The 24,259-nt window shown below is 50.8% G+C and carries 23 protein-coding genes; 7 read left to right on the top strand and 16 right to left on the bottom strand.

Going from position 1 to position 24,259, the window contains the following annotated elements:
- Positions 1-21: 21 nt before the first annotated feature.
- The 6 genes from ACT53C_RS09730 to ACT53C_RS09755 form a co-directional block, all read right to left on the bottom strand.
- Positions 22-384 (bottom strand): PilZ domain-containing protein, encoded by a 363-nt coding sequence (locus ACT53C_RS09730; protein WP_275355029.1) that lies wholly within the window; start codon positions 382-384, stop codon positions 22-24.
- A gap of 124 nt (positions 385-508) precedes the next feature.
- Entirely contained in the window at positions 509-1,519 is a 1,011-nt protein-coding gene (holB, locus tag ACT53C_RS09735) for a DNA polymerase III subunit delta' (protein WP_476145751.1), read from the bottom strand.
- Entirely contained in the window at positions 1,513-2,118 is a 606-nt protein-coding gene (gene tmk / locus ACT53C_RS09740) for a dTMP kinase (protein WP_338657505.1), read from the bottom strand. The genes holB and tmk overlap by 7 nt, the downstream gene beginning before the upstream one ends.
- A gap of 30 nt (positions 2,119-2,148) precedes the next feature.
- Positions 2,149-3,153, bottom strand: coding sequence for an endolytic transglycosylase MltG (gene mltG / locus ACT53C_RS09745; protein WP_476145754.1), 1,005 nt, complete (start codon positions 3,151-3,153; stop codon positions 2,149-2,151).
- Complete coding sequence (pabC, locus tag ACT53C_RS09750) at positions 3,140-3,979, bottom strand: aminodeoxychorismate lyase (RefSeq protein WP_476145756.1); 840 nt, start codon at positions 3,977-3,979, stop codon at positions 3,140-3,142. Before pabC ends, mltG begins: the two co-directional genes overlap by 14 nt.
- 9 nt (positions 3,980-3,988) lie before the next feature.
- The gene (locus ACT53C_RS09755; protein WP_194746865.1) at positions 3,989-4,192 is read right to left on the bottom strand and encodes a hypothetical protein; all 204 of its coding nucleotides are present in this window, start codon (positions 4,190-4,192) and stop codon (positions 3,989-3,991) included.
- Here ACT53C_RS09755 and ACT53C_RS09760 point away from each other — a divergent pair.
- Positions 4,191-4,631 (top strand): hypothetical protein, encoded by a 441-nt coding sequence (locus tag ACT53C_RS09760; protein WP_476145758.1) that lies wholly within the window; start codon positions 4,191-4,193, stop codon positions 4,629-4,631. The two genes, ACT53C_RS09755 and ACT53C_RS09760, sit on opposite strands and share 2 nt — an antisense overlap.
- A 108-nt stretch (positions 4,632-4,739) precedes the next feature.
- Here the strand turns inward: ACT53C_RS09760 and ACT53C_RS09765 are convergent, their stop codons facing one another.
- The 9 genes from ACT53C_RS09765 to ACT53C_RS09805 form a co-directional block, all read right to left on the bottom strand.
- The gene (locus ACT53C_RS09765; protein WP_476145760.1) at positions 4,740-5,234 is read right to left on the bottom strand and encodes an aminoacyl-tRNA deacylase; all 495 of its coding nucleotides are present in this window, start codon (positions 5,232-5,234) and stop codon (positions 4,740-4,742) included.
- Between the two features lie 190 nt (positions 5,235-5,424).
- Entirely contained in the window at positions 5,425-5,799 is a 375-nt protein-coding gene (locus ACT53C_RS09770) for a nucleotide pyrophosphohydrolase (protein ID WP_379076575.1), read from the bottom strand.
- Positions 5,800-5,833: 34 nt separating this feature from the next.
- Positions 5,834-8,077, bottom strand: coding sequence for a putative bifunctional diguanylate cyclase/phosphodiesterase (locus ACT53C_RS09775; RefSeq protein ID WP_476145763.1), 2,244 nt, complete (start codon positions 8,075-8,077; stop codon positions 5,834-5,836).
- A 291-nt stretch (positions 8,078-8,368) separates the two neighbouring features.
- Positions 8,369-9,520, bottom strand: coding sequence for a THUMP domain-containing class I SAM-dependent RNA methyltransferase (locus ACT53C_RS09780; RefSeq protein ID WP_476145764.1), 1,152 nt, complete (start codon positions 9,518-9,520; stop codon positions 8,369-8,371).
- A complete protein-coding gene (locus ACT53C_RS09785; protein ID WP_338657498.1) occupies positions 9,513-10,304 on the bottom strand; it encodes a polyamine aminopropyltransferase in 792 nt (263 codons plus the stop codon). The genes ACT53C_RS09780 and ACT53C_RS09785 overlap by 8 nt, the downstream gene beginning before the upstream one ends.
- The gene (locus ACT53C_RS09790) at positions 10,297-12,198 is read right to left on the bottom strand and encodes a ribonuclease catalytic domain-containing protein (protein WP_476145766.1); all 1,902 of its coding nucleotides are present in this window, start codon (positions 12,196-12,198) and stop codon (positions 10,297-10,299) included. Before ACT53C_RS09790 ends, ACT53C_RS09785 begins: the two co-directional genes overlap by 8 nt.
- 93 nt (positions 12,199-12,291) lie before the next feature.
- Positions 12,292-14,415 (bottom strand): IPTL-CTERM sorting domain-containing protein, encoded by a 2,124-nt coding sequence (locus ACT53C_RS09795; protein ID WP_476145768.1) that lies wholly within the window; start codon positions 14,413-14,415, stop codon positions 12,292-12,294.
- Between the two features lie 137 nt (positions 14,416-14,552).
- Positions 14,553-15,113 carry a hypothetical protein gene (locus ACT53C_RS09800; RefSeq protein WP_476145770.1) on the bottom strand — a complete coding sequence of 187 codons (561 nt, stop codon included), beginning with the start codon at positions 15,111-15,113 and terminating at the stop codon, positions 14,553-14,555.
- Positions 15,098-15,778: an archaeosortase/exosortase family protein gene (locus ACT53C_RS09805; protein ID WP_476145772.1), complete on the bottom strand. Its 681-nt coding sequence runs from the start codon at positions 15,776-15,778 to the stop codon at positions 15,098-15,100. The genes ACT53C_RS09800 and ACT53C_RS09805 overlap by 16 nt, the downstream gene beginning before the upstream one ends.
- Here ACT53C_RS09805 and ACT53C_RS09810 point away from each other — a divergent pair, their 5' ends adjacent.
- The 3 genes from ACT53C_RS09810 to ACT53C_RS09820 all read left to right on the top strand — a co-directional run bounded on the left by ACT53C_RS09810 (position 15,779) and on the right by ACT53C_RS09820 (position 18,386).
- Positions 15,779-17,365, top strand: coding sequence for a protein adenylyltransferase SelO (locus tag ACT53C_RS09810; protein ID WP_476145774.1), 1,587 nt, complete (start codon positions 15,779-15,781; stop codon positions 17,363-17,365).
- Between the two features lie 7 nt (positions 17,366-17,372).
- On the top strand, positions 17,373-17,846 hold the full coding sequence (locus tag ACT53C_RS09815) for a Fur family transcriptional regulator (protein WP_476145776.1): 474 nt from the start codon (positions 17,373-17,375) through the stop codon (positions 17,844-17,846).
- A 123-nt stretch (positions 17,847-17,969) separates the two neighbouring features.
- Entirely contained in the window at positions 17,970-18,386 is a 417-nt protein-coding gene (locus ACT53C_RS09820) for a thiol-disulfide oxidoreductase DCC family protein (RefSeq protein WP_476145778.1), read from the top strand.
- Between the two features lie 93 nt (positions 18,387-18,479).
- Here ACT53C_RS09820 and ACT53C_RS09825 read toward each other — a convergent pair whose 3' ends face one another.
- A complete protein-coding gene (locus tag ACT53C_RS09825; protein ID WP_476145779.1) occupies positions 18,480-20,804 on the bottom strand; it encodes a DUF1989 domain-containing protein in 2,325 nt (774 codons plus the stop codon).
- A gap of 332 nt (positions 20,805-21,136) precedes the next feature.
- On the opposite strand from ACT53C_RS09825, the gene ACT53C_RS09830 reads away from it, so the two are divergent.
- The 3 genes from ACT53C_RS09830 (at position 21,137) to ACT53C_RS09840 (ending at position 24,256) form a co-directional block, all read left to right on the top strand.
- Positions 21,137-22,603: an NAD(P)-binding domain-containing protein gene (locus ACT53C_RS09830; RefSeq protein ID WP_476146047.1), complete on the top strand. Its 1,467-nt coding sequence runs from the start codon at positions 21,137-21,139 to the stop codon at positions 22,601-22,603.
- Between the two features lie 97 nt (positions 22,604-22,700).
- A complete protein-coding gene (locus ACT53C_RS09835) occupies positions 22,701-23,306 on the top strand; it encodes a dimethylamine monooxygenase subunit DmmA family protein (protein ID WP_476145781.1) in 606 nt (201 codons plus the stop codon).
- Positions 23,303-24,256, top strand: coding sequence for a PDR/VanB family oxidoreductase (locus ACT53C_RS09840; RefSeq protein WP_476145783.1), 954 nt, complete (start codon positions 23,303-23,305; stop codon positions 24,254-24,256). Before ACT53C_RS09835 ends, ACT53C_RS09840 begins: the two co-directional genes overlap by 4 nt.
- The last annotated feature ends 3 nt before the right edge of the window (positions 24,257-24,259 follow it).

Consider the following 24,259-nt stretch of genomic DNA (forward strand, 5'->3'; position numbering starts at 1 on the left):
TTTCTGTCTGCGTGCTAATCACTAAATGGTATTCGACGGTCGGCTAGATTTGAGTGCGGCACCCAAGATAGATTCAATCCGTTTTTTGGCTTCGGCACCGCCATCTTTGTCACTAAACTGAATGCCTATGCCTTGCGGCTTGTTGTTGACCGCCTGCGGCGTGATCCAGATCACCTTACCTACCACTTTGAGCTTGTTTGGATCATTGAGCAAAGTGAGCAACATAAACACTTCTTCGCCCATTTTAAAAGACTTGCTGGTGGGGATAAACAAGCCCCCGCCTTTGACAAAAGGCATATACGCCGCAAACAGGGCGGCTTTTTCTCGAATCGCCAGCGACAACACACCAGGTTTTGCCGCTGCAGAAGGTTGCATCTCGGTCATGACATCAGCTCCAGAGTACGTGAGCGGTTAATGAAGGATACAGGGATAGTGACTACTTGAGCACAATACTGAGTTGCACGTTGTTGTTTCTAACACCGCGCGCCTTGCATCTGATCTCGCGCACTCACTTATTCGGTTTATCCTCAAATATTTTTTTGTATTGCAACAACAGCTGCTCCAACTGCAACTCCTGATTGAGCGGATGTTGTGCGGTCATTTTAAAACGATTTAGCTGTTGCTGAAACGCCAGCAGCCGCGATAATTGCACACGCCCGGCCAGCCCCTGCAAAGCAGCTGCTTCTGAGGGATGGTAGCGCAAAGGTTGCTGATGGCAGGACAACCAAACGTCCAGCAACCACTTTTGCAGCACTTGTATCGCCGCTTCCATACCTTGCTTGATCAGCACCGGCACCGCAGCCACCACGTCAATCTCGGCACCGCGGCGTAAGTGCGGTTGAAACTGCTGATACCAGGCATACCAGTCCAGGTCGTCTTGCAGCACGGTAATCGGCGCCCCGCCACTGTAGTGCCAGAGCCATTCAGGTTGAGCAATGCCTTGTGACTGCATCCATTGCAAGCCTTGTGATTCACTGGGCACCGGCATCTCCACCTGCATGCAGCGGCTCAGGATGGTCGGCAGCAACGCTTGTCTTTGATGTGAGACCAGCAAAAACTGCGTGCGCTGCGGCGGTTCTTCCAGCAACTTGAGCAAGGCATTGGACGCCGCGACATTCATGGCTTCCAGCGGGTGAATCAACACCACGCGCATGCCTTCAACACGGTGACTGCTCAGCGATAAATAATCATGCAAGGCGCGAATCTGGTCGATGAGGATTTGCTGCCGCTTGCGGGTTTTCTTTTTGCTGCCCTCAGCGCTGTCTTCATCTTCTGGCGTGATCTCCCTAAAATCAGGGTGCGCGCCTTCGGATAGCCAGTGACAGGACTGACACTGACCGCAAGCATGGCCGTGTTCAGGCTGCAAGCACAGCAAGGCAGCGGCCATCGCGCGCGCAAAAGCCAGTTTGCCGATGCCAGTTTTGCCATGCAACAACAGCGCATGGTGGCGTGACTGGCCTGCTTGCATCCATTGTGCAAATAACGTGGCCTGCCATGGGTACTCTTGGGTCATCAACATTGGCGGATGATTTCTGCAACACTCTGCTGCACGTCAAGCAGGGGGCGATTGGCATCTATGACTCTGAAGCGTTGCGGATATTGGGCAGCCCGCGCAAGATATTGCGCGCGCAACAGCTCAAAAAACGCCGCGCCCTGCGCTTCAAATTTATCCGGGGTGCGTGCGCCCGCCAACCGTTGCAGACTCACCTCTACCGGCACATCAAACAGCAAGGTCAGGTCTGGTTGCAAGTCGCCCTGCACCCACTGCTCAAGCTGCTGCATTTTTTCCATGGCCAGGCCACGAGCGCCACATTGATACGCATAAGAAGCATCGGTAAAACGGTCTGATAGCACAATCGCGCCGCGCTGCAAGGCGGGCAGAATGACTTGCTGCAAATGCTCGGCGCGCGCCGCAAACATTAGCAGCGACTCTGTCTCCACATGCATCTCACGATGCAAGAGCAAGGCACGCAGCTCTTCGCCCAAAGGCGTGCCACCGGGTTCGCGCGTGGACACCACTTCTCTGCCGGTCGCTTGCAGCAACTCAAGAATAGTGGGGATATGCGTACTTTTACCCGCGCCATCCATGCCTTCCAGCGTAATAAACAACCCTGCCATGTCCCGATTTCCCTTTTAACTTTACGACAATTATTTTTTTAACTGGTACGCCCGCACTGCCTGGTTATGCGCTTCGAGCGTCGCGGTAAACACATGCCTGCCCTGGCCATTGGCAACAAAATACAAGGCGTTGGTATTGGCCGGATGCAATGCTGCCTGAATTGAAGCCAGCCCTGGCAATGCAATCGGCGTCGGCGGCAAACCGCTGCGCGTATAAGTGTTATACGGGGTATCAGCCAACAAATCCTTTTTCCGGATATTGCCCTGATAACGAGTGCCCATGCCATAAATCACAGTGGGATCCGTTTGCAGGCGCATCCCCTTGCGCAAGCGGTTTACAAACACACCGGCAATCTGCGGCCGTTCTTCTTCCACACCGGTTTCTTTCTCTACAATCGAGGCCATGATTAAGGCCTCATACATGGTACGGTAAGGCAGGCCCGATGCGCGTTGCTCCCACGCCTGATTCAAGTGCTGCACCATTTTTTGATAAGCGCGCTTATACAAATCTAGGTCACTGCTTTGCGCATCCAGAAAATACGTATCCGGGAAAAACCAGCCTTCGGGGGCATCGTTCTGGCCGCTCACCTGCTGCATCAGTTCCTGGTCGGACAACATGAGCGTGTCGTGGCGGATACCCGGCATTTGCGCCAGCTTTTGCCTGAAGTCGGCAAAGGTTTTACCCTCGGTCAATTGCAGTTTGAACTGGTCAAACGTGCCATGCTTGAGCACATCAATGAGGCCCATCACTTGCAAGGGCGTATTAAAGGCATAATCGCCCGCCTGCAACTTGTTGGCACTGCCCGTGAGTTTCACCACCAGCAAAAAACTGTAAGGCTCGGTGAGCACGCCTGAAGCCACCAACTGGTCGGCAATCGCACGCACACTGGCCCCGGCAGGAATTTGCATGCCTATGGTTTCTGAGGCCATGGGCAGCGGGCGGATCAAAAAGATCACGATCCAGATGGCTAATGCCAGTGTCGTCAGGCCCAACAAGGCCAGACTGTATTGAAAAAAACGTTTAATGAACAACATAATGCAACTGGGTTCTGAGGGTGTGTGCCCAATCATTGTGTGCCAATGGCTGCGCATCAAGCTGCGTCACCTGTAATACGCCATAGACACTGTTGGTGATAATCACGGCATCGGCAGTGAGCACATCTTGTACGGTCAACCGGGTCAAGCTGACCGGCTGGCCTTGCGTTTTATACCAGTCCAGAATTTTTTGCCGCATAACCCCGGCCACGCCACACTGGTCCAATATCGGGGTCATGACCTGCCCGGCCTTGTGAATAAAAAGATTGCCGCTCACCGCTTCGATCACCTGATCCTGGTAATCCAGCATCAAGCCGTCAAAAAAGCGGGGGTCTTTCAGTTCGGCCCGGGCCAAGACATTTTCCAGCCGGTTTAAGTGCTTGATGCCCGCTAACAAAGGCTGGCTGGCCAGTCGGGTCTGGCACTGATAGAGCGCGACCCCCTGGGTATATATGGCCTCAGGATAGACTGGCAAAGGGCTCCAGACAAACACGCGGGTTGGTTCGGAAATGGCGGGGGGCGCATAGCCGCGGGCACCATCACCACGCGTAATGATGATTTTGACTACGCCGGATAATTTGGTCTCATCCTCACCGGCAGACATCAGGCTTTTGAATTCTTGCATCAGCAATTCAGCCGACGGACAGACCATCAGGATTTTGCTGCAATCCGCAACTAGGGTTTGATAATGCAGGGGCCAGTCTTGCAGTTCACCATCGAGCAGGCGCATGGTGCGAAATATGCCATCGCCATAAGCAAAACCGCGGTTGGTCGGGCTCACGCCGCTCACCAGTCTCCCATTCACGCAGTAACGCACCAAACTCATGTTTCGCCATTAAATATCTGTGTTTCTAACAAGGCTGAACCTTACCATAAATCTGCTGGCACTGACGGGTGGCTGGCCAAAAATGCAGGCCAGCACACTGGAAAAATGCGGCAAATTAAAAGAATTAAAGGGTGTTCTAAAGTTTTTTTCTGGCATGCCGTTAACAAGATACGCGGTAATGTGAGCGAAATAATGATTAAGGGCTTCGATCATGTCTATTTCAAGTATACAAAACAGCAATGTGTCGTCGTTATTGAACAAGGCTTACAACACGGATAACAGTGCTGCGACTGGCAAGGTGCAAACCACGGACAGCACAGAAGCAGAGACCCCGCGAACAGCAGCAGAAGCCGCTGTTGAAAGCGCGAAAGTGATTCTGGGGGGCCAACAGGCGCCACAAACCTACACAGCGCAAGGCTTGATGCAACAGTTGCGTCAATACCAGCTCGACAATACATCATTAATATTTGGGGACGGCAGTGACAACGCCAACCAGGATGCGCTGCCCGGTATGCTTGGCAATAACGCTGAGGAGTCAGACAGCAGCAGTCAGGACTGGGCTAGCACCATCAGCAAGAACCCAGGTCAGGCAGCCGTGATGGTCGAGCGCAGTAAAAGTAACTCCCTGAATACGATCTTCAACAACAAATAAGTCGGCAAGCCGTTCAGCCTGACTGACGACTGGACTCACCACACAGTGGGCGAGTCTTAACGTCCCTGCGACGCCAGGCGCTTAATGCTGCGCGCTTCTAAGCTGAAGTTAAACCTTCACAAACTGCCCAACCGGGTATGCGCTCAACAAGGCTTGCAAATCACTGCCACTCAGCGCCAGTGCATAGCCCAGCACACCACTGCCAATCACCATCCGATCGTAACTCAACACGCTTTGGTCAACCAGCACGCGCAAGCCAGCTGGCAGAGCAATCGGCGGCACTGCACCAACCACATAGCCGGTGGCCTCAGGTACTTCGTCATATTCTGCCATACGGCACTTACGCTCACTCAAGTGCGCGCGCAACAAGGCCCAATCGGCACGGCCAGCGCCCGCCACAGCGAGCAGACTAAAGCCAGTATGCTCCCCTTTAAACACGACACTACGCACAACCGATTGTGGATCCAGGCTTTGTGCTGTTAGCAGCTCTTCTAGGCTGCGAATCGGTTTTTTGTCTTCGCTGAGCGGAATTTCGATGACCTCGAACGCGATCTGTTGCTGCTCGAGCAAACGGGTCACCGGGGAATCTAAAGTCACACGCATGGCTGCTCCTTAATATAACAAATTACATTAAATTCAACATTTAAATGCGTGGGGCCTCTATCAATTCAAGTTGCTAAGCCAGACAAGGCGCGACTAAAAAATTTTGACGCCACATATAGTGGATATATAACGAGCAATTTTTTTATGCGCAACGCAGTATGGCGACGGAAGTTGAGTTTATTGAAGTGCCCTATTGATATTCTGTATATTTAGCATTGCTCCCCTTGCATTTTTCAACCGGGTATTTTTGCGCATTCAACTCAATCTTGGCGTTGGTGGCCGCAATCAAGTCTATGTCACACACCTCGGCAATCCGCAGCAGGTAAACAAAGGTGTCGGCCAGCTCTTGCCCCACTTTTTCGCGCGTGGCGGCATCCAACTGGCGGCTGTCGCCCTCAGTCATCCATTGAAAATGCTCAACCACTTCTGCCGCCTCAACTATCATGGCCATGGCCAGATTTTTTGGGGAATGGAACTGCGCCCAGTCACGTGCCTGCACAAATGCATTAATGCGCTCACGCAATTTCAGTAAAGAGTCAGTCGTTTGGTGTTGGTGTTCAGTCATAAATAAACTAAATAAAACAATAAGATAGGAAGCTTTATTGCTGCGCAAGCAGCGCTGCAAATTCATCGGCAGGCAAGGGACGGCTAAATAGATAACCTTGCATCTCGTCACAGTCATGCGATTGCAGAAATTCGAGCTGTGCCTGGGTTTCTACCCCTTCTGCGATCACTGTTAATCCCAGACTTTGTGACATTTTGATAATCGCAGTGACAATTGCCGCATCGTTAGCATCCACTTGTATATCACGAATAAAGCTTTTATCGATTTTAATGGTATTTACCGGCAATAGCTTGAGATATGACAGACTGGAATATCCTGTCCCAAAATCATCTACTGATAACCGGACACCCATCTCTTTGAGCTTGTTCAAATCGTTAATCACGGTCACCTCAGTCTGAATCGCAACGCTTTCAGTCACCTCCAGTTCGAGATGATAGGGTTGCAGGCCTGTTTGTAATAACACTTTAGTCACTTCTTGTGTAAAGTGCGCATGGTGCAACTCAACCACCGAAACATTAATCGCGATGGGAATCTCGGGCAAACCGGAGTCTTGCCACTTTTTATTTTGCGTACACGCCTCGCGCAATACCCAATGACCAATGCCTCTGATCAAGCCAGAGTCTTCGGCAATCTTTATAAAACGATCTGGCATCATCATGCCCCATTGCGGATGCACCCATCGGATCAGAGCCTCAGCGCCGATGATCTTGCCGGTTTTGATGCTGACTTTTGGCTGATAAAAAAGCATTAACTCATTGTTTGCTATTGCTTTTTGCAAACTGTTTTCCATCGTAAGCTGAGCCGCGACACGTGCACTCATTTCCTTGGTAAAAAACTGGTAATTATTTCTACCTGAATTTTTGGCATGATACATTGCCGCATCCGCATGTCGTGTCAGCACATCGACATTGTCGCCATCATCAGGATATACGGCAATCCCAATACTGGCCGTGATAAACAACTCGTGATTTGCGATGCTGATCGGGTCCTTGATGGAAAACAGTATTTTTTGTGCAATTTCGGCTGGGACGGCATCATCTGTTAACTCTGGCAACAACACTACAAACTCATCCCCGCCCTGGCGACTGAGCGTGTCAGAGGCACGAATGCACATTTGCAGCTTTTTGCTCAATACTTTGAGCAATTGATCGCCCACTTCATGGCCCAGCGTATCATTCACCCGCTTGAAATGATCTATGTCAAAAAACAGAATGGCCAGCTTGGAACCCCTTCTTTTCGCTGCACTGATCGCTTGCGTAATACGGTCTGTCAGTAACAGTCGATTCGGTAAGTCGGTCAGATAATCATGCTCGGCAAGGTAGGTCATTTTTTGTGCCATCTGACGTGCATCACTCACATCATGAAACACCAGCACGACCCCTAGAATGTTGCCATCCTGATCACGAATCGGCGCCGCAGAATCTTCAATCGCATATTCAGCGCCAGATTTGGCGATCAGCAAGGTATGATTGGCCAGTCCGCAGACCTTGTTGTGCGCCAGCACCACATCCACCGGGTTGGCTGCCAGCTTGCGGGTGCTTTCATTCAGAATCCTGAATACTTCCAGAATCGGCCGCCCCATTGCCTCGGCTTTGCTCCAGCCTGTCATTTTTTCGGCCACTGGATTCAGATAAGTCACCTCGGACTGCATATTGGTGGTGATCACCGCATCGCCGATGGACTCCAGCGTGACAATTGCCAATTGTTTCTGGTTAAACAGCTCAAGTTCTGTGCGTTTTCTTTGTTCGATCTCCTGCCTTAAACTCGCATTGATATTACTCAGATCTTCCGTACGCACCTTGACCAGATGCTCAAGATTCAAATTCAATTTTGCCAAGGCCTGTTCTGCGAGCAATCGTTTCTGCACTTCGAACTCTAGCCTGGCAATGGTTGTTTTTAGCTGCTTGGTACTGGTAATCGTCAACGCAACTGGCATCAAGCGCCAAAGCATCACTGCCGTGATCCCTGAAGCCACTGCTGTTAAGCATTTCATTGTGGCATCAAGCCAATAGGCTGGCTCCCAAATGGTTGCAATTGCAATCAAATGCGTTGTTCCACAGGCAAAGATAAACAGGGAAAACATGAAAAATACCCAGTTAAACTCCAAGTCAGCGCGTTTTTTAACCAGGTAAAGCAATGCCATCGGAATCGTATAGTAAGAAATCGCAATGACAGTGTCAGAAACAACATACATCCACAACAGGACGGGCGTCCATAAATAGCAATGGCCATGGGGCATGAAGTTATCAGGGACCAACAAACTCAACAAAGCATCCATAGCAGCCTCTTAGTTGATTCTTAATTGTTGAAATGTGACGACTTAAATCTGCTTAATCACGTTCAGCATAAGAAATGCTAACGATAATATTTGCCACTATAATTTATACTAAACAATAGAAATGCGGTTCAGATAAAACAATCATTAACATTTGATCCAAGCGTGCACTTTGAGACTGCAATGCAATCTGCCAGCACCTGTCGTCCTTCACAGACACTAGAGATTGCAGCGGATGAATACATGCTAGCTACATTGATGCATAAGGCATCGACGGATAAGAATACAACTGCCCTATTTACGGTTACTTCCTGCCACCATCTTAATTTCAAACAACCGGCATTCCAATGGGCCGTTATACAGTGGTGTTTTCTTGCTGGGGCTCAGACGCATGAGCTTGGGCAGGCGCAAGTCGTTGGTCAGGAAATAGGTATTCCAGCCAGAGAACTTCTGTTTGAGCGCAGCGGCCATTTCGGGGTACAAGGCGGCCAAGGTCTCATCTTCACCAATACGCACGCCATAAGGCGGGTTGGCGACCAGAACACCGCTTTCAGCGGGCGGCACCACTTGCGTGAATTCCCAGTGTGTCAGTTGTACGGCGTCCAGCCAGCCCGCCATTTCCAGGTTCTGCTTGGTGACGCGTACGGCACGTAAATCCATATCCGAGCCGTAAATGCTCTGGAAACTGACCGGCTTGGCAGCTTTGGCCGCGGCATTGCGGATTTTACGGAAAGTATCAGATTCAAAGTTTTTGAGTTTTTCAAAGCCGAAATTGCGATTTAAACCAGGCGCAATATTGAGAGCTATCATCACCGCCTCAAGCAAAAAGGTGCCACTGCCACACATGGGATCCAGCAAGGCCTGGCCCGGCTGCCAGCCGGTGAGCTTGAGAATGCCCGCAGCCAGGTTTTCACGCAACGGCGCTTCTATGCTGTTTTTGCGGTTGCCGCGCTGGTACAGCGGGTTGCCTGAAGTATCGACATACAGTTGGTAGCTGTCGCTGGTCAGGTAGACGTGGACACGCACCGCGGGTTCGCGTGTATCAATGTTCGGGCGGCTGCCGACGGCCTGGCGGAATTTATCACAGATGGCATCTTTGACGCGCAGGGTAATAAATTCCAGGCTTTTAAGCGGGCTGCGCACGGCCGTGACCTTGACCATCATGCTGTGTTTGACATCAAACCAGTTAGGCCAGTTAATTTTGAGCGCGCCCTGGTAAATATCGTCTTCTTTCAGATACTGGCCCCGCCCCACTTGCATGAGAATGCGCGTGGCGACACGCGAATGCAGGTTGGCGTGATAGCACGCCGACAACTCGCCGCTAAAACTGGCACCGCCATCGGTGGCTTTAATGTCGCGCGCCCCGCTCTGCTTGAGTTCGTCGACGAGAATGGCTTCCAGGCCACGTGGGCAGGTTGCGAAAAAATGATTCAGAAAATTAGCCACCGAGTTGAAACTCCTTGCCGTTATTGGGGTTTGCGCCTTGCAGGCGGTCTATGAGGTCGGGAAAGTTGATACGATGCGTCTGCATAGCGTCTTGCGAACGTTTGCGCAACGTCGCCAGATCCGGGATGGGCAGTTCGGCTTTAAAGCCGAACACGATGATGTTACCGGGCTTGCCGGTAGGCATCATGAGCACGCGCTGGTCAAACGTCTGCTCCATGCGCTGCATGTAGATATCAAACTTTTTGTCCGAGCCCCACAGGTTAATCGTAAACAAGCCATCCGGCGTCAGTGCATCGGCACAGTCGTCAAAAAAAGCCTGGGTGCAAAAGTCTGGCGGTAAGCCGTTGCTGCCAAAGGCATCCATCATCAGCCAGTCGACACTGCCAGGATGCTGCTGCAGATAGGTAATACCATCGCCTTCGATGATCTGTAATCGCGCATCGTCATCCGGCACAAAAAAATGGCTGCGGGCGACCTGGATCACTTGCGGATTGAGTTCCACCACCGTTTGCTTGATCTGCGGACAATATTTCCATACATACTTGGCAATCGACCCGCCGCCCAGCCCAACCAGCAATAGTTTGCGCGCGTCCGGCTTGAACAACAAGCTGCTCAGGGCGCCCCAGGAATAGGCCAGGACCAGCGCAAACGGGTCTTTCACGCTCATACTGCTCTGTATGGTCGGCGAGCCCAAGTGCATGGAGCGCACGCCATCCATTTCGGTGACTTCCACCATTTCAAAGTCGGAGACGGCTTTGTGCACTTTACGGTTAAATTTAAACATTAGGCACCTCCATGCTTGTTTCCACCACAGCCTCGGCTTCATTTGAGGGTTCTGTGGTCTCTTCGATCAGGTGCAGGAATTTACAGTCCAGCTCCATCAGTAAAGTATCGACTTTTTGTACCGCCAGCCGGACTTTGCTGCCGGGCTTGGTCGCTGGCAAACTGTGTACCTTGGTCATATAGGGCAAGTTTTGCAGGCGCACCAGATTCTCACGCCAGACCGTTGCGTCGATTTCAGTGATGTTTTCCTGGATCAGGTACTGCAAGCACCAGTAGCGCTCCATCCGTGTCTGGAACTCGTTGTAGGCATTATAAGTTTGATCAAAATTGCGCATATGGCCGACAATTTCATCACTGTTGGCCGGGTAGACTGGCGGCGTCAGGGTCAACACGCTGATCAGTTGCCGCTGGTTGATCAAATCCACCGCGCGGCGCAACGGCGAGGTACACCAGGCATATTGCGCCACGCCCAGGCCCTGATGGCCTTCGGCTTTGGTGGTCATGTACACTTTGCCACCATTTTGTGCGCGATAAATACCGGGCACTTCGTTTTGCGCCAGTAACAGGCCCCATTGGCTATTGGCGGCAATCATGAGCTCGGCCACCAGTTTATCCATGGGAGAGCCGCGCTGGCGGTTGATAATGCTGACCTTACCCTCGCTCACATAAAAATTGTAATCCACCGGTTGTGGCCGGGTCGGGTCATATTTACCGCGCGCTTTTTCCAGGCTTTCGGCAAAGCGGAACAAAAATACCAACGGTTGCCATAGCGGATGGCCACTGTCCTCGGTCAGCGTCTGCTCGTTAAAATAAGGCTCCAGCGTGTCGTGGCGCAGGTTTTCGATGATGGTTACCTGCTCCAGACGGCTTTGATGGCTAACAATGCTGAAATCAGGCGCCACTTCAAGATACAGGGACAAAGCCGGTTTCACTTGACCGGCATCCAGGCTAAACGGACGGATGGCCGCTTCTGGCAACATGGTAATTTTATGCCCGGGCATATACACCGTAGACAGCCGCTTCATGACCTCATTATCCAGCGACGCATGCGGCGACACACCCAAGGCTGGTGCAGCAATATGAATCCCGACCTGCGTGTTGCCATTAGGCAGCGCGGTCACCGATAAGGCATCGTCAATTTCGGTGGTGGTGCTGTCATCAATACTAAAGGCCTGCACCGCTGACAAAGGCAGTGCCTCGGGGAGATCAGCCAACGTAAAGGCCGGGAACTCCGTGCCGTTGGCAAAATATTCGCGTAAAAATGCGCCCAGGTGATAATCATGAATGGAAGCGATGGCGCCACTGGCATGTAGCACTTGCACCGGCAGCTGCTTGAGCTCATTGGCCGCCTGATCTAAGGCCTTCCATTCCAGGCTGTTTTTATCCGGCGCATAAAGTAACTGGTCCAGCTTGCTGGCAAAACCTTCTGGCAAGTGATGTGTTTTTAGCTGTTCGACCATGTGCACCAACAATTCAGCTTGCTGGCGCTTTTTCTCCATCCCAGCCAATGCAGCTTTCAGAGTGTCATCAGGTGCTGCCTTGTAGCGGCCCTTGCCTTTGCGGTAAAAATACATCGGCGCACCATGCAGTTTGATGGCAATCGCAGCAGCTTGCTGATGACTGGGTTTGCCACCATAGTATTCCTCGGCCAGGCTTTCAAAGCCAAACTCGTCCTCGCCACAGCATTCCCATAAAAAATCGGTATCCAAGGTCTCGGCTTCGGCCTGAGCCGCCTCCAGAAAACCGGACAGCCCCCCCTCAAACCGCATCAAGACATTGGCGGTTTTGATTTTGCTGCGCTTGCCCGAGCTCGCTTCGACCTGCATGCTGCTGTCGGCCTCGGACATGATGGAGGCGACTTTAAAGCCCCCATCTTCTTCATAAAATACGTTCATTCAACTGGTTCTTTAAAATACAGTCGTAATGATACCTTAGCGCGTTTGATTCAGCGTGCAAGAAATGCCGAGATCAAAAAAGAAAAGGGCAGATCAGAAACGTCCGAGGTTACGACGGTTCAGAAAAATGAGCATGCAAGCCATGATAACCAGCCCCCATTCAGGCAGCGTTGGCACATCAGTGGCTGTCGGTGCTTGATTGACTGGTAACGAAAACGTGACCGAGTTATCGCTCGTGTCAGCGTCCGGCAAGTCAGAACTCACAGATATCACCAGCGGTGGTACATCCTGTATGTTGTTCCAGGAAAGTTGTACATTAAAACTGCTTGAAGCTCCGGCATTCAGCTGTGCAATGCGGCAAGTCAATGTTCTGGCCTGTAACTGGCAGCGCTGATCGGCACTGACAAAATCCGCACCGGCTGGCAGACTCAGCTGCACGGCGAGATTGGTGGCATTCGAGGGTCCAGCGTTGGCAACGGTTAAGGTATAAAGATAAGGCGTGGCCAAAGCCAGCTGTTGGTTAGGGCCACTAAAACCAACGGACAAATTGGCGTTCGCCTGCGTGTCCAACTGCCATTGCAACTGATAATTGCCTGCATCCGTTTGATTGGTGTTGAGGGCGATGTTGTATTGGGTATTTGCGGCCGCTTGAAAATAGAGTGGTGAATTCGCGTTATCAATACTAGCTTTGGATGCTAAGGCGTTGATTGTTGACCCGATATATACAGCCAGCCTAGGGTTCGCAACACTGCCATTCATGGCAAGCATCATCTGACCGGAGGCCGGTGCCATCCACTGCAACCAGACTGTATTTTGTGCGGCCAAACCGGCATGGGCTGGCTCGCCCACTTCTGCCGTCGCGAGGATGTTCGTACCACTGACACTGCCAGCAGCACCAGTCATTAAGGTTGGATTGGAAAAAGCATCATTTTGTGGGCGGGCTGCCGCGCTTAAATCCAGCCTGGGTTTGACAATGCTGTTACGACTGTCTGTGACAGCTTTGCCGAAGCTGGATAATCGCGTTTGAATTTGATCTGCTGTTTCATTGGCAAATGCTGACCGCAAAACCGCCACCGCCCCGGCTACATGTGGAGACGCTTGAGAAGTGCCTGCCATCGTGATCCCTGCTGCGGTAATTAAGGCCCCAGGCGCCAGCAGGGTTAAATAATTAGCACTGTTTGAAAAACAAGTGACTTTGTCTGCTGCCGTCGTCGAATCGGTACAACTGTTATAAGCCAAGCCTCCAACATTACTGTCATACACTGCCCCGACTGAAATGGCTGCTGGCGCACAAGCTGGTGTGCTGATGCCATCCAGGTATCCATCATTCCCGGCGGCAACCACCACATTAATGCCAGCATCCTTTGCCCGTTGAATCGGGCTGGTAAAAGGGTTCGACAGACAAGGGCTGGTATTTTTATCAGACGCCCCCAAACTCATGTTTATGGCCACAATATTGTAAGTTGACCGATTCGCCACCGCCCAGTTGATCGCACTTAAAATATTGCTTGTGTAGGCACCGCCATTGTTATTGAACACATTGATAGCCGCGATTTTAGCCTGTGGTGCCACCCCCAACACAATGGCCGCGACATTGGTCCCATGACTGGTATCTGTGTTCACTGTGCCAGAATTGACGATGGTGTTAGCCACTACCACACGACAGGTCGCCGCGGGCGTCGCCACTGCTGTGCAAGGACCAAAAGCCGAGTTTGTAAAGTCGATGCCATCATCGATCACGACCACGGTGGCCCCTGCCCCTTTGTAATTAACCTGGCTAACAACAGGCTGATTGATCAAAGGCAGGCTCTGCGTGAGCACCTTGTGCATGATCCGGTCAACATACACGGCCTTGATGTTGCCATTGGCCATGAAGGTTTTAAGCGACCTGAGCGACTGAAAACGCTTTAAGCTTAATGGCAGGTATGGATAGTCTTTCACCGCCTGGATACCCTGCTGCAGCTCTAGTGTTTTGATTTGGCTTTTAAGTGCAGCATATGCCTTGCGCTTGATTGCCAACATGTCATCGTTATCGACCTTGAGCCGCTTATTCAAGCGGGTTGCGATCAGGCTTTTATTCACAGACGCATCATCATATTCAACAATTAAATCCTGTGTCTGGCCCTGATTAAAACGGGTCAGGATTTCCTGCTCAATCTCTGCTGCATGAGAAAAGGTAGAAAAAATGATGAGAAAATACAGCAGTAAGTGAGGCATCGTTCGCTATCAAGCATAAATGATAAGTAGCTTACAGATGCTAATTTTTATTTATGAAAGCTTGATGAAGGCAGAACCATAGCCAGCAGGATGCTAGCCATCAAGGTACTGCCAGTACGCGCTATACACTCAAGCTGCTAGGTCAAAAAAATGGCTAAACAGCCGATCATCAACCCCAATATCAATCGACCACCGTTTTCAAGTACCTGCTGCCAATCAGTCAACATTGAAAAATCCGGAATGGCGTAATGCGCATAAATCATTTGCCACAAGACCGCCAGCAAGACAAAGGGCACATCAATACACCATACCAGCAGTGTACCTAGCAAGCCGTAAGCGAGTGCCAGCAGGCGGTTATGCATACGGATCCCTGGCCACGACAAAATCAGCGCGAGGCATACCGCCAGGCTTTGCCAAAGATGCACCAGCGTCGTACTGGCATGCGCAACGCCGCTGGGGTCCACTGCAATAAAATGTTTTCCCAACCAGAAAGACTTTGCCAATCTCACCTCAAAATCGATGACTTGTGCATCGCCTACCTGCATCACTTGGGCAGAGATCACTTCAAAATGGCTATCAATCAAGGTCAATAGCCCTTTAAAAAGTGGCAGAAGTGCCTGAATACAGGGACCGAAGAAGGCATCAAGTGCCAGCCCAATGCCCAACACATAACAAAAAAACCTTATTGCAAAGCGCATGTGGACTCATCACCTGACAGAGGTTGGCGAGAAACCGCCAGCCACCATGCATAAAATATGCCGGTAGCCCCCAACATCAAAAATGGCGCAAGAATGCCGTGTGTTAAGTTAAAGTGCTGACGAGAGTGCTGCAATACTTCAAACAACAGCAGTAACCGTAGTTGATTGATTAAAAATAAAAACAGTAACCCAATGAAGGCGCCTAGCAGCTTTTGCCTCAGGCTTAATGTTGAGCTTAACAATGCAGCTATCAGCATTAACATCATATCCACCCCATCACAGCCATTGGCAATATTCATGCTGGCATGTGCGCCTGTTAACAGGCTGCCTGCTACCGTCACTTGTTCGTCCGCCAGCCAGCCTATCGTAAAAGCCAATGTCCGGGTAATCACCTCATTGATCCACCATGCACCCAGGCCGGTATTAGCAACACTCAGCCATATTTGCTGCATGATGATAAAAAGACAAAAAAATATCAGCACACCCTTCAACTTTTTGATGTCTTGAAAACTGAAACCTTGCAGATGGCTCATAGGGGAAAAACGACTTTCAAAAACAGTTTTGTGCAAACAATGTAAAGGCACGGGATCTGATGCGCCAGAGTTTAGCATGGATGAAAATGTTATGATTAAAGCACTATTGATGCACGGCCTTGTCCATTTCATATGCGCCCTTTAACTTTTGATAATCGTTTTGTCCGAGAACTACCGGGCGACCCTATCCGCCACAACTACACCAGACAAGTCAGCGAATGCTTGTGGTCTGCTGTACAACCGACGCCCGTTAAAAATCCGCAACTGATCGCCTACAGCGCGGAAGTGGCCGACATGCTGGGCCTCACAGCCGCCGACATGCTAGACCGTGAACTGATACAAACGCTGGGTGGCAATGGCATGCTGGACGGCATGTTTACCTATGCCACCCGCTACGGCGGCCACCAGTTTGGACATTGGGCAGGACAATTGGGCGATGGGCGAGCTATTTATCTGGGTGAGCTGGTGCATGGTGGCAAACGTTTTGAGTTGCAACTTAAAGGTGCAGGCGAGACCCCCTACTCGCGCTCGGCAGATGGCCGTGCCGTATTACGCTCCAGCCTACGCGAATTTTTATGCTCGGAAGCCATGCATCATTTGGGTGTGCCGACCACGCGCGCATTAAGCCTGGTCACCACTGGCGATCAAGTGGTCAGGGATATGTTTTACAACGGTAATCCGCAGCTGGAACCAGGCGCGATTGTCTGCCGCGTGGCGCCCTCATTCACGCGCTTTGGGCATTTTGAACTGCTGGCCAGTCGCGAAGAGCTTGCGCTGTTAAAACGCCTGATTGGCTTTACGCTGGACCGCGATTTTGCCGACTGGTGGCCCACAACCGGGCTGATGCTGGATGTGAATGACCCAGCCCCAGATCTGATTGAAGCCTGGTTTGAAGAAGTGTGTGCCCGTACGGCAGTCATGATCGCGCACTGGATGCGCGTAGGATTTGTGCATGGCGTGATGAATACCGACAATATGTCTATCTTGGGTCTGACCATAGACTATGGCCCGTATGGTTGGATAGACAATTTTGACCCTGGCTGGACACCCAACACCACCGATGCGCAAGGGCGCCGCTATTGCTTTGGCCGCCAACCCGATATTGCCCGCTGGAACCTGGAGCGCCTGGCAGAGGCGTTAAACACCATTCTGCCCGAAAGCCATGGTTTAGCGGATAGCCTGCGCGTCTTTGACCAGGTGTATGTCCGCGAACTGACTTCAGCGCTGGCCAATAAATTTGGCTTTGACCAGTGGCGCGACGGAGATGGCGAGCTCATCAACCAGATTTTTGAAATCATGACCCGGGCCGAAATTGACCAGACGTTATTTTTTACCCACCTTGCCCAGATTGACCTGCAACAGCCGCAAGTCAGCACGCTGCAAAACGCTTTTTATACGCAAAAAGGCTGGCAGGACTTTAACCAGGATATTCAGGCCTGGCTGATGAATTATTGCCAGCGTCTGGCGCAATCCCAGCAAACAATAGCGCAACGTCAGCAACGCATGGCTGCCGCCAATCCGGTCTATGTGTTGCGCAATTACCTGGCGCAAGAAGCCATTGATTTAGCCACAACTGGCGACAATAGCCGCCTGCTGGAATTACTGGAAGTCTTACGCCAGCCGTATACCTTGCAACCTGGCAAAGAAAAGTTTGCGGAAAAGCGCCCAGACTGGGCAAGACAAAAGGCGGGTTGCTCCATGCTGTCGTGTAGTTCATAATTTTGCCATGGTTACTGCTGAACAACTGATGATAGAAGCCGGGTTACGCCCCACACAAGCACGAACGGCCGTGCTCACGACGCTGATCAACTCGCATACTGCCTTGAGTCAGCCTGAAATCCTCAACGCCTTGCAAGGCGTGAAAGAAGTCGACCGGGTCACGGTGTATCGCGTCCTCGACTGGTTGCAGGAAAACGCCCTCATTCACAAAATCTCCACCGAAGACCGTGCCTGGAAATACCAGTTAAACAGCCCAAAACGTAGTTTTAAAACGCCGAGCACCTCCTCTCCGGGCATGCTTAACAACCACGGCCACGCCCACCTGCTCTGCCAGTCCTGCGGCACCGTGTTATGCATACACGAACTCGCTGCGCATATTCCACAAGCGATTTTTGATACTTATCAGGTGTCAAATATTGAGATTAGCTTGAAGGGATTGTGTCCGGATTGCCAGAAAGCAACTGCAGTCGCACACGCTTAACCTGCTGGTGTTGTAGACGCAATGAGCGCGCGAACTTGCGTGATTTTTGATGCTCATAAGTGAGTGGATTCAAGGGCTAAGACCAGCGCTTTAATCCAGCAGAATTCCTTTGAGAACTTAATCATGCGCTCACAAATTACCTTTCCGCTGACCATTTATTACGATGCCTCTTGTCCCTTGTGTCGGACTGAAATGGAGACGCTGAAGCAAGCTGATAATACAAACCAGTTAATACTGGTCGACTGTTCGCAGACTGCAATGCAGTTACCCGACAGTTGCCCGGTCACGCGTGACGCCCTGATGAGCAGGATTCATGCGCAAGACGCCATGGGATGCTGGATCACTGGTGTCGATGTGTTTGCCGCGGCATATACTGTGACAGGCTTCTCAAAGATGGGCAAATTCTGGTCAAGCCGGATACTGCGGCCCATCTTGAGCCGGGCCTATCCGTGGGTCGCTGACCACCGGCAGTGGCTCAGCAAAACACCCTTACCGTGGTTGCTGCATAAGCTCATCTCAAAAAATGCCAAGCCACGCTAATTGGCTCATCACAATGCAGCTCGGAGAAACGCTCCCAGCAACCCAAAGGCATTAAGACCATGTACGACACAGGATCTATATATCTCGTCAGCCTCATGCGAGCAGTTTCTCGCGCTTAGGGTCATAAAAAGGCAATTTCACGACCTCTCCCGCCAAACGTTTCTGTTGCCCATCCAGCTTACCTATTTCCAGGCGCGTACCTATGCTGGAAAAATCGGGTGCCACGCGCACGATGGCAATCTGTTTTCCCATCAATGGCGAATAAGTAGCGCTAGTGACGATGCCAACTGGGAAACGCCCATGATAAACATGATCGCCATGACTGGCAGGGTCGCCACCTTGCAGAATCATGCCGACTAAACGATGTCGGCTCTCTGGCGCTTGCCGCGACAAGGCTTCACGGCCGATAAAGTTTTCCTGTTTGCTATTTAAAGGCACACTGAAGCCAGTGCCTGCTTCAAATGGAGTGGTGCTGTGGTCAAACTCGTGCTCAGCCATACTCAAGCCGGCTTCAATGCGCAAGATGTCAAGCGCATTCAAACCCATAGGGGCAATCTGAAAGCGCTGACCCGCTTGCCACACAGCATCCCATAGTGCTTCGCTGTCATCGGGGTGACACCAGATTTCATAGCCCAGTTCACCTGTGTAACCTGTTCTGGAAACCATCACAGGCACCCCTGCAGCCCCTCCTAGCCGGCCAATCGTAAAGTGAAACCATTTGAGTTTTTCAACCGCGGGCTGACTATCCGGGGTCCAAACCAGCTTGCTTAACAACTCGCGGCTGTTCGGGCCCTGCACAGCGAGATTGTCTAGCTGTGCGCTGGCGTTGCGGATGCTGACTTTAAAACCTTTTTCTTGGGCCTTTTCCCTCATCCAGATACCCGTGTATTCCGCACCGCAACACCAGCGAAAAGCCTGTTCCCCCATACGGAATATGGTGCCATCATCGATCATACCGCCGGTTTCAAGACAAATCGCCGAGTGCGCAATTTCACCGATGGCCATGCGGCTGATGTTCTGCGTTAATACATACTGCAAAAAAGCCACCGCATCTGGGCCGACGATTTCAAATTTGCGTATCACCGACAAATCTAGCAGTGCCACGCGTTCACGACAGGCGAGATATTCGGCATTCTTCCCCCAGCCATCGTATTCAGTGGCCACCCAATAGCCTGCATAGTCGATAAACTTTTTAGTCATTGCGGAAGTTCGGGGGTGAAAACCAGAAGGTTTGGTCATGCGAGGCAGCTCCTCAGAAGTGTTGCGATAGGCAATGGCGCGGGCAAAGTCTTGTGCAGCATCGTAAATACGTACATGAATATCGGTCGGATGCCAGCCATTGGCAGGGTCAATATCGTCAGGACAAGCAGAAGAGGCGCAGACAAGGTCTCGCTCAGCTCGCATTAAAATATAGTCCCCCGCCCGTGACCACGGTTCATCCATCAGCACGGCGCCCGAGGCGTCAATAAAGGTGTTAAAAAACAAATTAATCGCAGGCCAGCCAGCCCGTGGTGCAATGCCATATTTAGCCAATCGTTGGTTAAAGTTGTCGGTGCAACTTGCATGGCCGAAATAGCCACTGTCCTCGTAATATTTGGGGGTACAAGCCAGTAGAAAACTATCATGTCGACCCACGGTATCCTGCACCACTTCTATCATCGGTTTCAGATCTGAACCAAGGTATCGTGAGTGCAATCCGGGTACAGGATTGCTCAAACCCATCACCGTTCGGGTCGCTGTCGCATCCAGTCCCAACACAATGCCTTGTTCCAAAGCCTGTTTATCAAACGCAATAAAATCCGAGCACTGCTTGCCAGACACATCAATAATCTGGATCCATTCGCCTTTTTTGACTTCATAGGTCTGTGCCGTGGCGCGGTCAACCCTCAACTCGTGCTTGATTGGCGCCAATGGTGCTGGCAAGGGTGGTTCTGCCAGATTGGCGTAAGTCACGGTAATGTCCACTTCGGTGACTGGCGTGTGCGCTTCAACAGACATGTTTGGGCCAGCCGCGGCAATCACGACAGTCAAAGCATTTGCCGCTGTAAATCTGGCATGCTCTGCACCTGACACTTTGATTGCTTGCTGTAAAGAAGGCTCATCCAGCTGCCATGTGTTTAATTGATTACGCAGCCTTTTGGAGGCCGCACCACGCTGCTGAAGTTGCTGTTGAATACCTACCGCGACGACTGGCGGACGCTTGTCGAGTAAAGCGGGTGCCAATGTGCCATGAGCATCCAATACAATCAGCTCGGTGCTTTGCGCTTGGTCTGGACTTAGAATTTCAAGCCGGTCGCCCGCGCTCAGGGATAATTGAATGGCCTGTTGTCCATCCAGACGGTACTTGCTAATAGGCTTGGTGAAGGAAGCGCCAAAATAATAGTCCTCCCCCCACTGCTGTTCTTTGATTGCTTGCATCGATTCACCATGTCTTACGAAGAGTCCAAGTTAAGAACTTGCCTATCCTATGGATATCTATTAAGAGGTTGATATTCACCAATAAGCCGTTATCCAATGCGCTAATATTGACTTTGACGGCATGAGATTCAATTACCCTCATGGCGTACCTCTTTGGTATTAGGCTTCGCCTTCACTCAGTCATGTCCTCAGTGCATAAGCGCCAGCGATGCTGGTGCATCGACAAGGTCTGAGTTATGCGCGGTCATCAAAACAGACCAAAAATACCTCCAGCTACGGCCTCATCAACGTGAGGACCTCACCCTCACTTACCCAATTGGGAGTACTTCTTGATGAGGATTTTTCATCTTGGTGAAGCAGGTTACTTTAGCGACATCGCGCTTCTAAACGCGGCGCAATCTAATCAATCAGATTTATGGAGAATCCTAATGTCAACGCGAATAGCCATACTCGGCGCGGGTCCTAGCGGCCTCGCACAGCTTAGAGCCTTTCAATCAGCCCAGGCAAAAGGCGCTCAAATTCCAGAAATTGTGTGCTTTGAAAAGCAAAGCGACTGGGGTGGGTTATGGAATTACACCTGGCGTACTGGAACAGATGAACATGGCGAGCCTGTCCATGGCAGTATGTATCGTTATCTTTGGTCTAACGGTCCCAAAGAGTGTCTGGAGTTTGCCGACTACACGTTTGAAGAACATTTTGGCAGGCCAATCGCCTCATACCCACCTCGTGAAGTGTTGTTTGATTACATCAAAGGTCGCGTAGAAAAAGCAGGTGTGCGCGATTATATTCGCTTTAATACGGCCGTACGCAATGTCGTCTTTAGTGAGGCGACTCAGAAGTTCACCGTGACGGTGCAAGACCACACCACGGATACCGTTTACGCAGAGGAATTTGATTACGTGGTCTGCGCGACCGGGCATTTCTCTACTCCAAAAATCCCGAGTTTTGAAGGCTTTGACAAGTTTGGCGGACGCATCTTGCATGCCCATGATTTCCGGGATGCCCTGGAGTTTAAAGACAAAGACATTCTATTGGTCGGCAGCAGCTATTCCGCAGAAGATATAGGCTCGCAATGTTACAAATATGGGGCACGCAGCATCATCAGCTGTTACCGCACCGCACCGATGAATTATAAATGGCCAAAAAACTGGGAAGAAAAACCCAATCTGGTCAGAGTCGATACGGATACTGCTTATTTTCTCGATGGCAGCTCGCGAAAAGTGGATGCAATTATTCTGTGCACCGGCTATTTACATCACTTTCCATTCCTCGCAGATGATTTACGCCTAAAAACCAACAATCGACTTTGGCCACTCAACCTGTATAAAGGCGTTGCATGGGAAGACAATCCAAAATTCTTCTACATCGGCATGCAGGATCAGTGGTACTCCTTCAATATGTTTGATGCGCAGGCTTGGTACGTGCGAGACATTATTTTGGGACGTATTGAATTACCGGCAAAAGCCGAGATGAAAGCGCATAGCATGCTATGGCGTGAAAAAGAACTGGCGCTACAAACAGCGGAAGAAATGTACACCTACCAAGGCGACTATATTCAGGAGCTGATAGACGCCACTGATTATCCGTCATTTGATATTCCTGCGGTCAACAAGACCTTCCTGGAATGGAAGTATCATAAAAAACAAAACATCATGACTTTCCGTGATCACTCTTATCGCTCCTTGATGACGGGCACCATGTCCCCATCCCATCACACACCTTGGCTAGAAGCGTTGGACGACTCCTTGGAGGCGTATCTCTCCGATAAAAGCGAATTGCCTGCGGTGAAAGAGGCTTAAATTAACCGATATGTTCTCTAAGTGCTCACTTCATCCTATGCAAGAAGCACCCTTATTAAGCATATGATTTAACGGAAAAATACGACGGAAAAATACCATGGAACGCGGATATTGGATTCGAAGTAAGCCGGTCTATTCAACCTTGGTCTGGCAACAACAGGCAAACGCACATATTGTGCTGGTTGAAGGCAGTGCCGGGGGCCTGGCGGCAATGAAGTTATTCCAGCAAATGCATCCAGAGCACCCTACCAAAGTACTCTACGCAAGAAACCCAGTGGTGCAACAGGATTTCAGCATCCCCTTAAGCAAGGTCGTGCCGGATGCGCTGTTGATGTTTGAAACGACAGAGGAGTCTCTCGTTGCATTTGAGGCCCATTTATCCAGTGCATGCATGGGCTTACGCATCTACGTGGCAGGCTCTGAGCGCTTTATCTGGCAGGTGGCTCAAATGGCTGACAAGTATGGCATTGATGACAGTGACATCGTCAAAGAGCTCGTTGGCACCTTAGCTCGGCCTATCTATTGCGTTCATTGCAAGACCATCTCTTATGAAGCGCATACCAATATCAAAAAATGTGATGGCTGCGGCAAACAACTGTTTGTCAGAGACCACTTTTCTAGACGCCTTGGTGCTTATATGGGGCTGATGGTGGACGCTGAAGACCCGGGGCAGATTCCAAGCATTGAGGAGATTTATCCTTGAGTACATTTAAAGTTGTTGTTTCAAATATTCAGCAAATCACTCCGCTGATTAAACAGTTCTCTTTTATCAGGGAGGATGGCGCAAGTTTCCCTCCATTTTCAGGGGGAAGTCATGTGGTGGTTGCGATGAACATCAATGGCCGACTCCATCGCAACCCTTACTCACTAATGGGCTCTCCGCAGGCACCTGATGCTTATCACATTGCCGTGCGCCTACAAGAGCACTCACGCGGCGGCTCGGCTTACCTCCATCATGAGGTCAAGGTTGGCTCTCAATTAGAAATCACGTATCCAAACAACTTATTCGCACTGGATAAAAGAGCGCGTAAACATCTACTCGTCGCTGGTGGCATTGGCATCACCCCATTCATGTCGCAGATTGAAGATTTAATCAGGACCAAAGCCAATTACGAATTGCATTACGCCTATCGCTCTCAGGATCACGCGGCATTCACCGCCACCCTGAAAGAAAAATGCGCTGAAAGAGTCCATGTTTATGTCGAAAGTGAGGGGCTCAGCATTGATCTCAAAGCGCTATTAAGCACACAACCCCTGGGCACCCACGTCTATGTGTGTGGACCGAATGCGATGGTGGTGGCTTTAATTGAAACGGCGCGATCACTGGGTTGGCCAGAAAATCATATCCATAGCGAACAGTTTTTAGCGCCGCCTTCAGGTGAACCATTCAAAGTGAAACTGGCAAAATCTAACATTGAAGTTCATGTCCCCGCAGAAATGAGTATGTTGGAAGCCATTGAAGCGGCAGGGGTGGATGCGCCCTACTCTTGCCGTGGCGGGGCATGTGGCCGCTGCGAGCTGGAAGTCATCCGTACTGATGGCGTACTGGTGCATCAAGATCACTATTTATCAGAAGCAGACAAGGCGGCTGGCAAAAAAATTATGCCTTGCGTCTCGCGCGCAAAATGCCACTCCTTAGAAATCAATCTTTAACAG

It is taken from the genome of Methylophilus sp. DMC14, from assembly GCF_056314085.1.

What these genes read in the sequence shown, in the direction of transcription:
- ACT53C_RS09730 (WP_275355029.1), bottom strand. Translation starts at nt 384, where the DNA reads ATGACCGAGATGCAACCTTCTGCAGCGGCAAAACCTGGTGTGTTGTCG.
- holB (WP_476145751.1), bottom strand. Translation starts at nt 1,519, where the DNA reads ATGTTGATGACCCAAGAGTACCCATGGCAGGCCACGTTATTTGCACAA.
- tmk (WP_338657505.1), bottom strand. Translation starts at nt 2,118, where the DNA reads ATGGCAGGGTTGTTTATTACGCTGGAAGGCATGGATGGCGCGGGTAAA.
- mltG (WP_476145754.1), bottom strand. Translation starts at nt 3,153, where the DNA reads ATGTTGTTCATTAAACGTTTTTTTCAATACAGTCTGGCCTTGTTGGGC.
- pabC (WP_476145756.1), bottom strand. Translation starts at nt 3,979, where the DNA reads ATGAGTTTGGTGCGTTACTGCGTGAATGGGAGACTGGTGAGCGGCGTG.
- ACT53C_RS09760 (WP_476145758.1), top strand. Translation starts at nt 4,191, where the DNA reads ATGTCTATTTCAAGTATACAAAACAGCAATGTGTCGTCGTTATTGAAC.
- ACT53C_RS09755 (WP_194746865.1), bottom strand. Translation starts at nt 4,192, where the DNA reads ATGATCGAAGCCCTTAATCATTATTTCGCTCACATTACCGCGTATCTT.
- ACT53C_RS09765 (WP_476145760.1), bottom strand. Translation starts at nt 5,234, where the DNA reads ATGCGTGTGACTTTAGATTCCCCGGTGACCCGTTTGCTCGAGCAGCAA.
- ACT53C_RS09770 (WP_379076575.1), bottom strand. Translation starts at nt 5,799, where the DNA reads ATGACTGAACACCAACACCAAACGACTGACTCTTTACTGAAATTGCGT.
- ACT53C_RS09775 (WP_476145763.1), bottom strand. Translation starts at nt 8,077, where the DNA reads ATGGATGCTTTGTTGAGTTTGTTGGTCCCTGATAACTTCATGCCCCAT.
- ACT53C_RS09785 (WP_338657498.1), bottom strand. Translation starts at nt 10,304, where the DNA reads ATGTTTAAATTTAACCGTAAAGTGCACAAAGCCGTCTCCGACTTTGAA.
- ACT53C_RS09790 (WP_476145766.1), bottom strand. Translation starts at nt 12,198, where the DNA reads ATGAACGTATTTTATGAAGAAGATGGGGGCTTTAAAGTCGCCTCCATC.
- ACT53C_RS09795 (WP_476145768.1), bottom strand. Translation starts at nt 14,415, where the DNA reads ATGCCTCACTTACTGCTGTATTTTCTCATCATTTTTTCTACCTTTTCT.
- ACT53C_RS09800 (WP_476145770.1), bottom strand. Translation starts at nt 15,113, where the DNA reads ATGCGCTTTGCAATAAGGTTTTTTTGTTATGTGTTGGGCATTGGGCTG.
- ACT53C_RS09805 (WP_476145772.1), bottom strand. Translation starts at nt 15,778, where the DNA reads ATGAAATGGACAAGGCCGTGCATCAATAGTGCTTTAATCATAACATTT.
- ACT53C_RS09810 (WP_476145774.1), top strand. Translation starts at nt 15,779, where the DNA reads ATGCGCCCTTTAACTTTTGATAATCGTTTTGTCCGAGAACTACCGGGC.
- ACT53C_RS09815 (WP_476145776.1), top strand. Translation starts at nt 17,373, where the DNA reads ATGGTTACTGCTGAACAACTGATGATAGAAGCCGGGTTACGCCCCACA.
- ACT53C_RS09820 (WP_476145778.1), top strand. Translation starts at nt 17,970, where the DNA reads ATGCGCTCACAAATTACCTTTCCGCTGACCATTTATTACGATGCCTCT.
- ACT53C_RS09825 (WP_476145779.1), bottom strand. Translation starts at nt 20,804, where the DNA reads ATGCAAGCAATCAAAGAACAGCAGTGGGGGGAGGACTATTATTTTGGC.
- ACT53C_RS09830 (WP_476146047.1), top strand. Translation starts at nt 21,137, where the DNA reads ATGAGGATTTTTCATCTTGGTGAAGCAGGTTACTTTAGCGACATCGCG.
- ACT53C_RS09835 (WP_476145781.1), top strand. Translation starts at nt 22,701, where the DNA reads ATGGAACGCGGATATTGGATTCGAAGTAAGCCGGTCTATTCAACCTTG.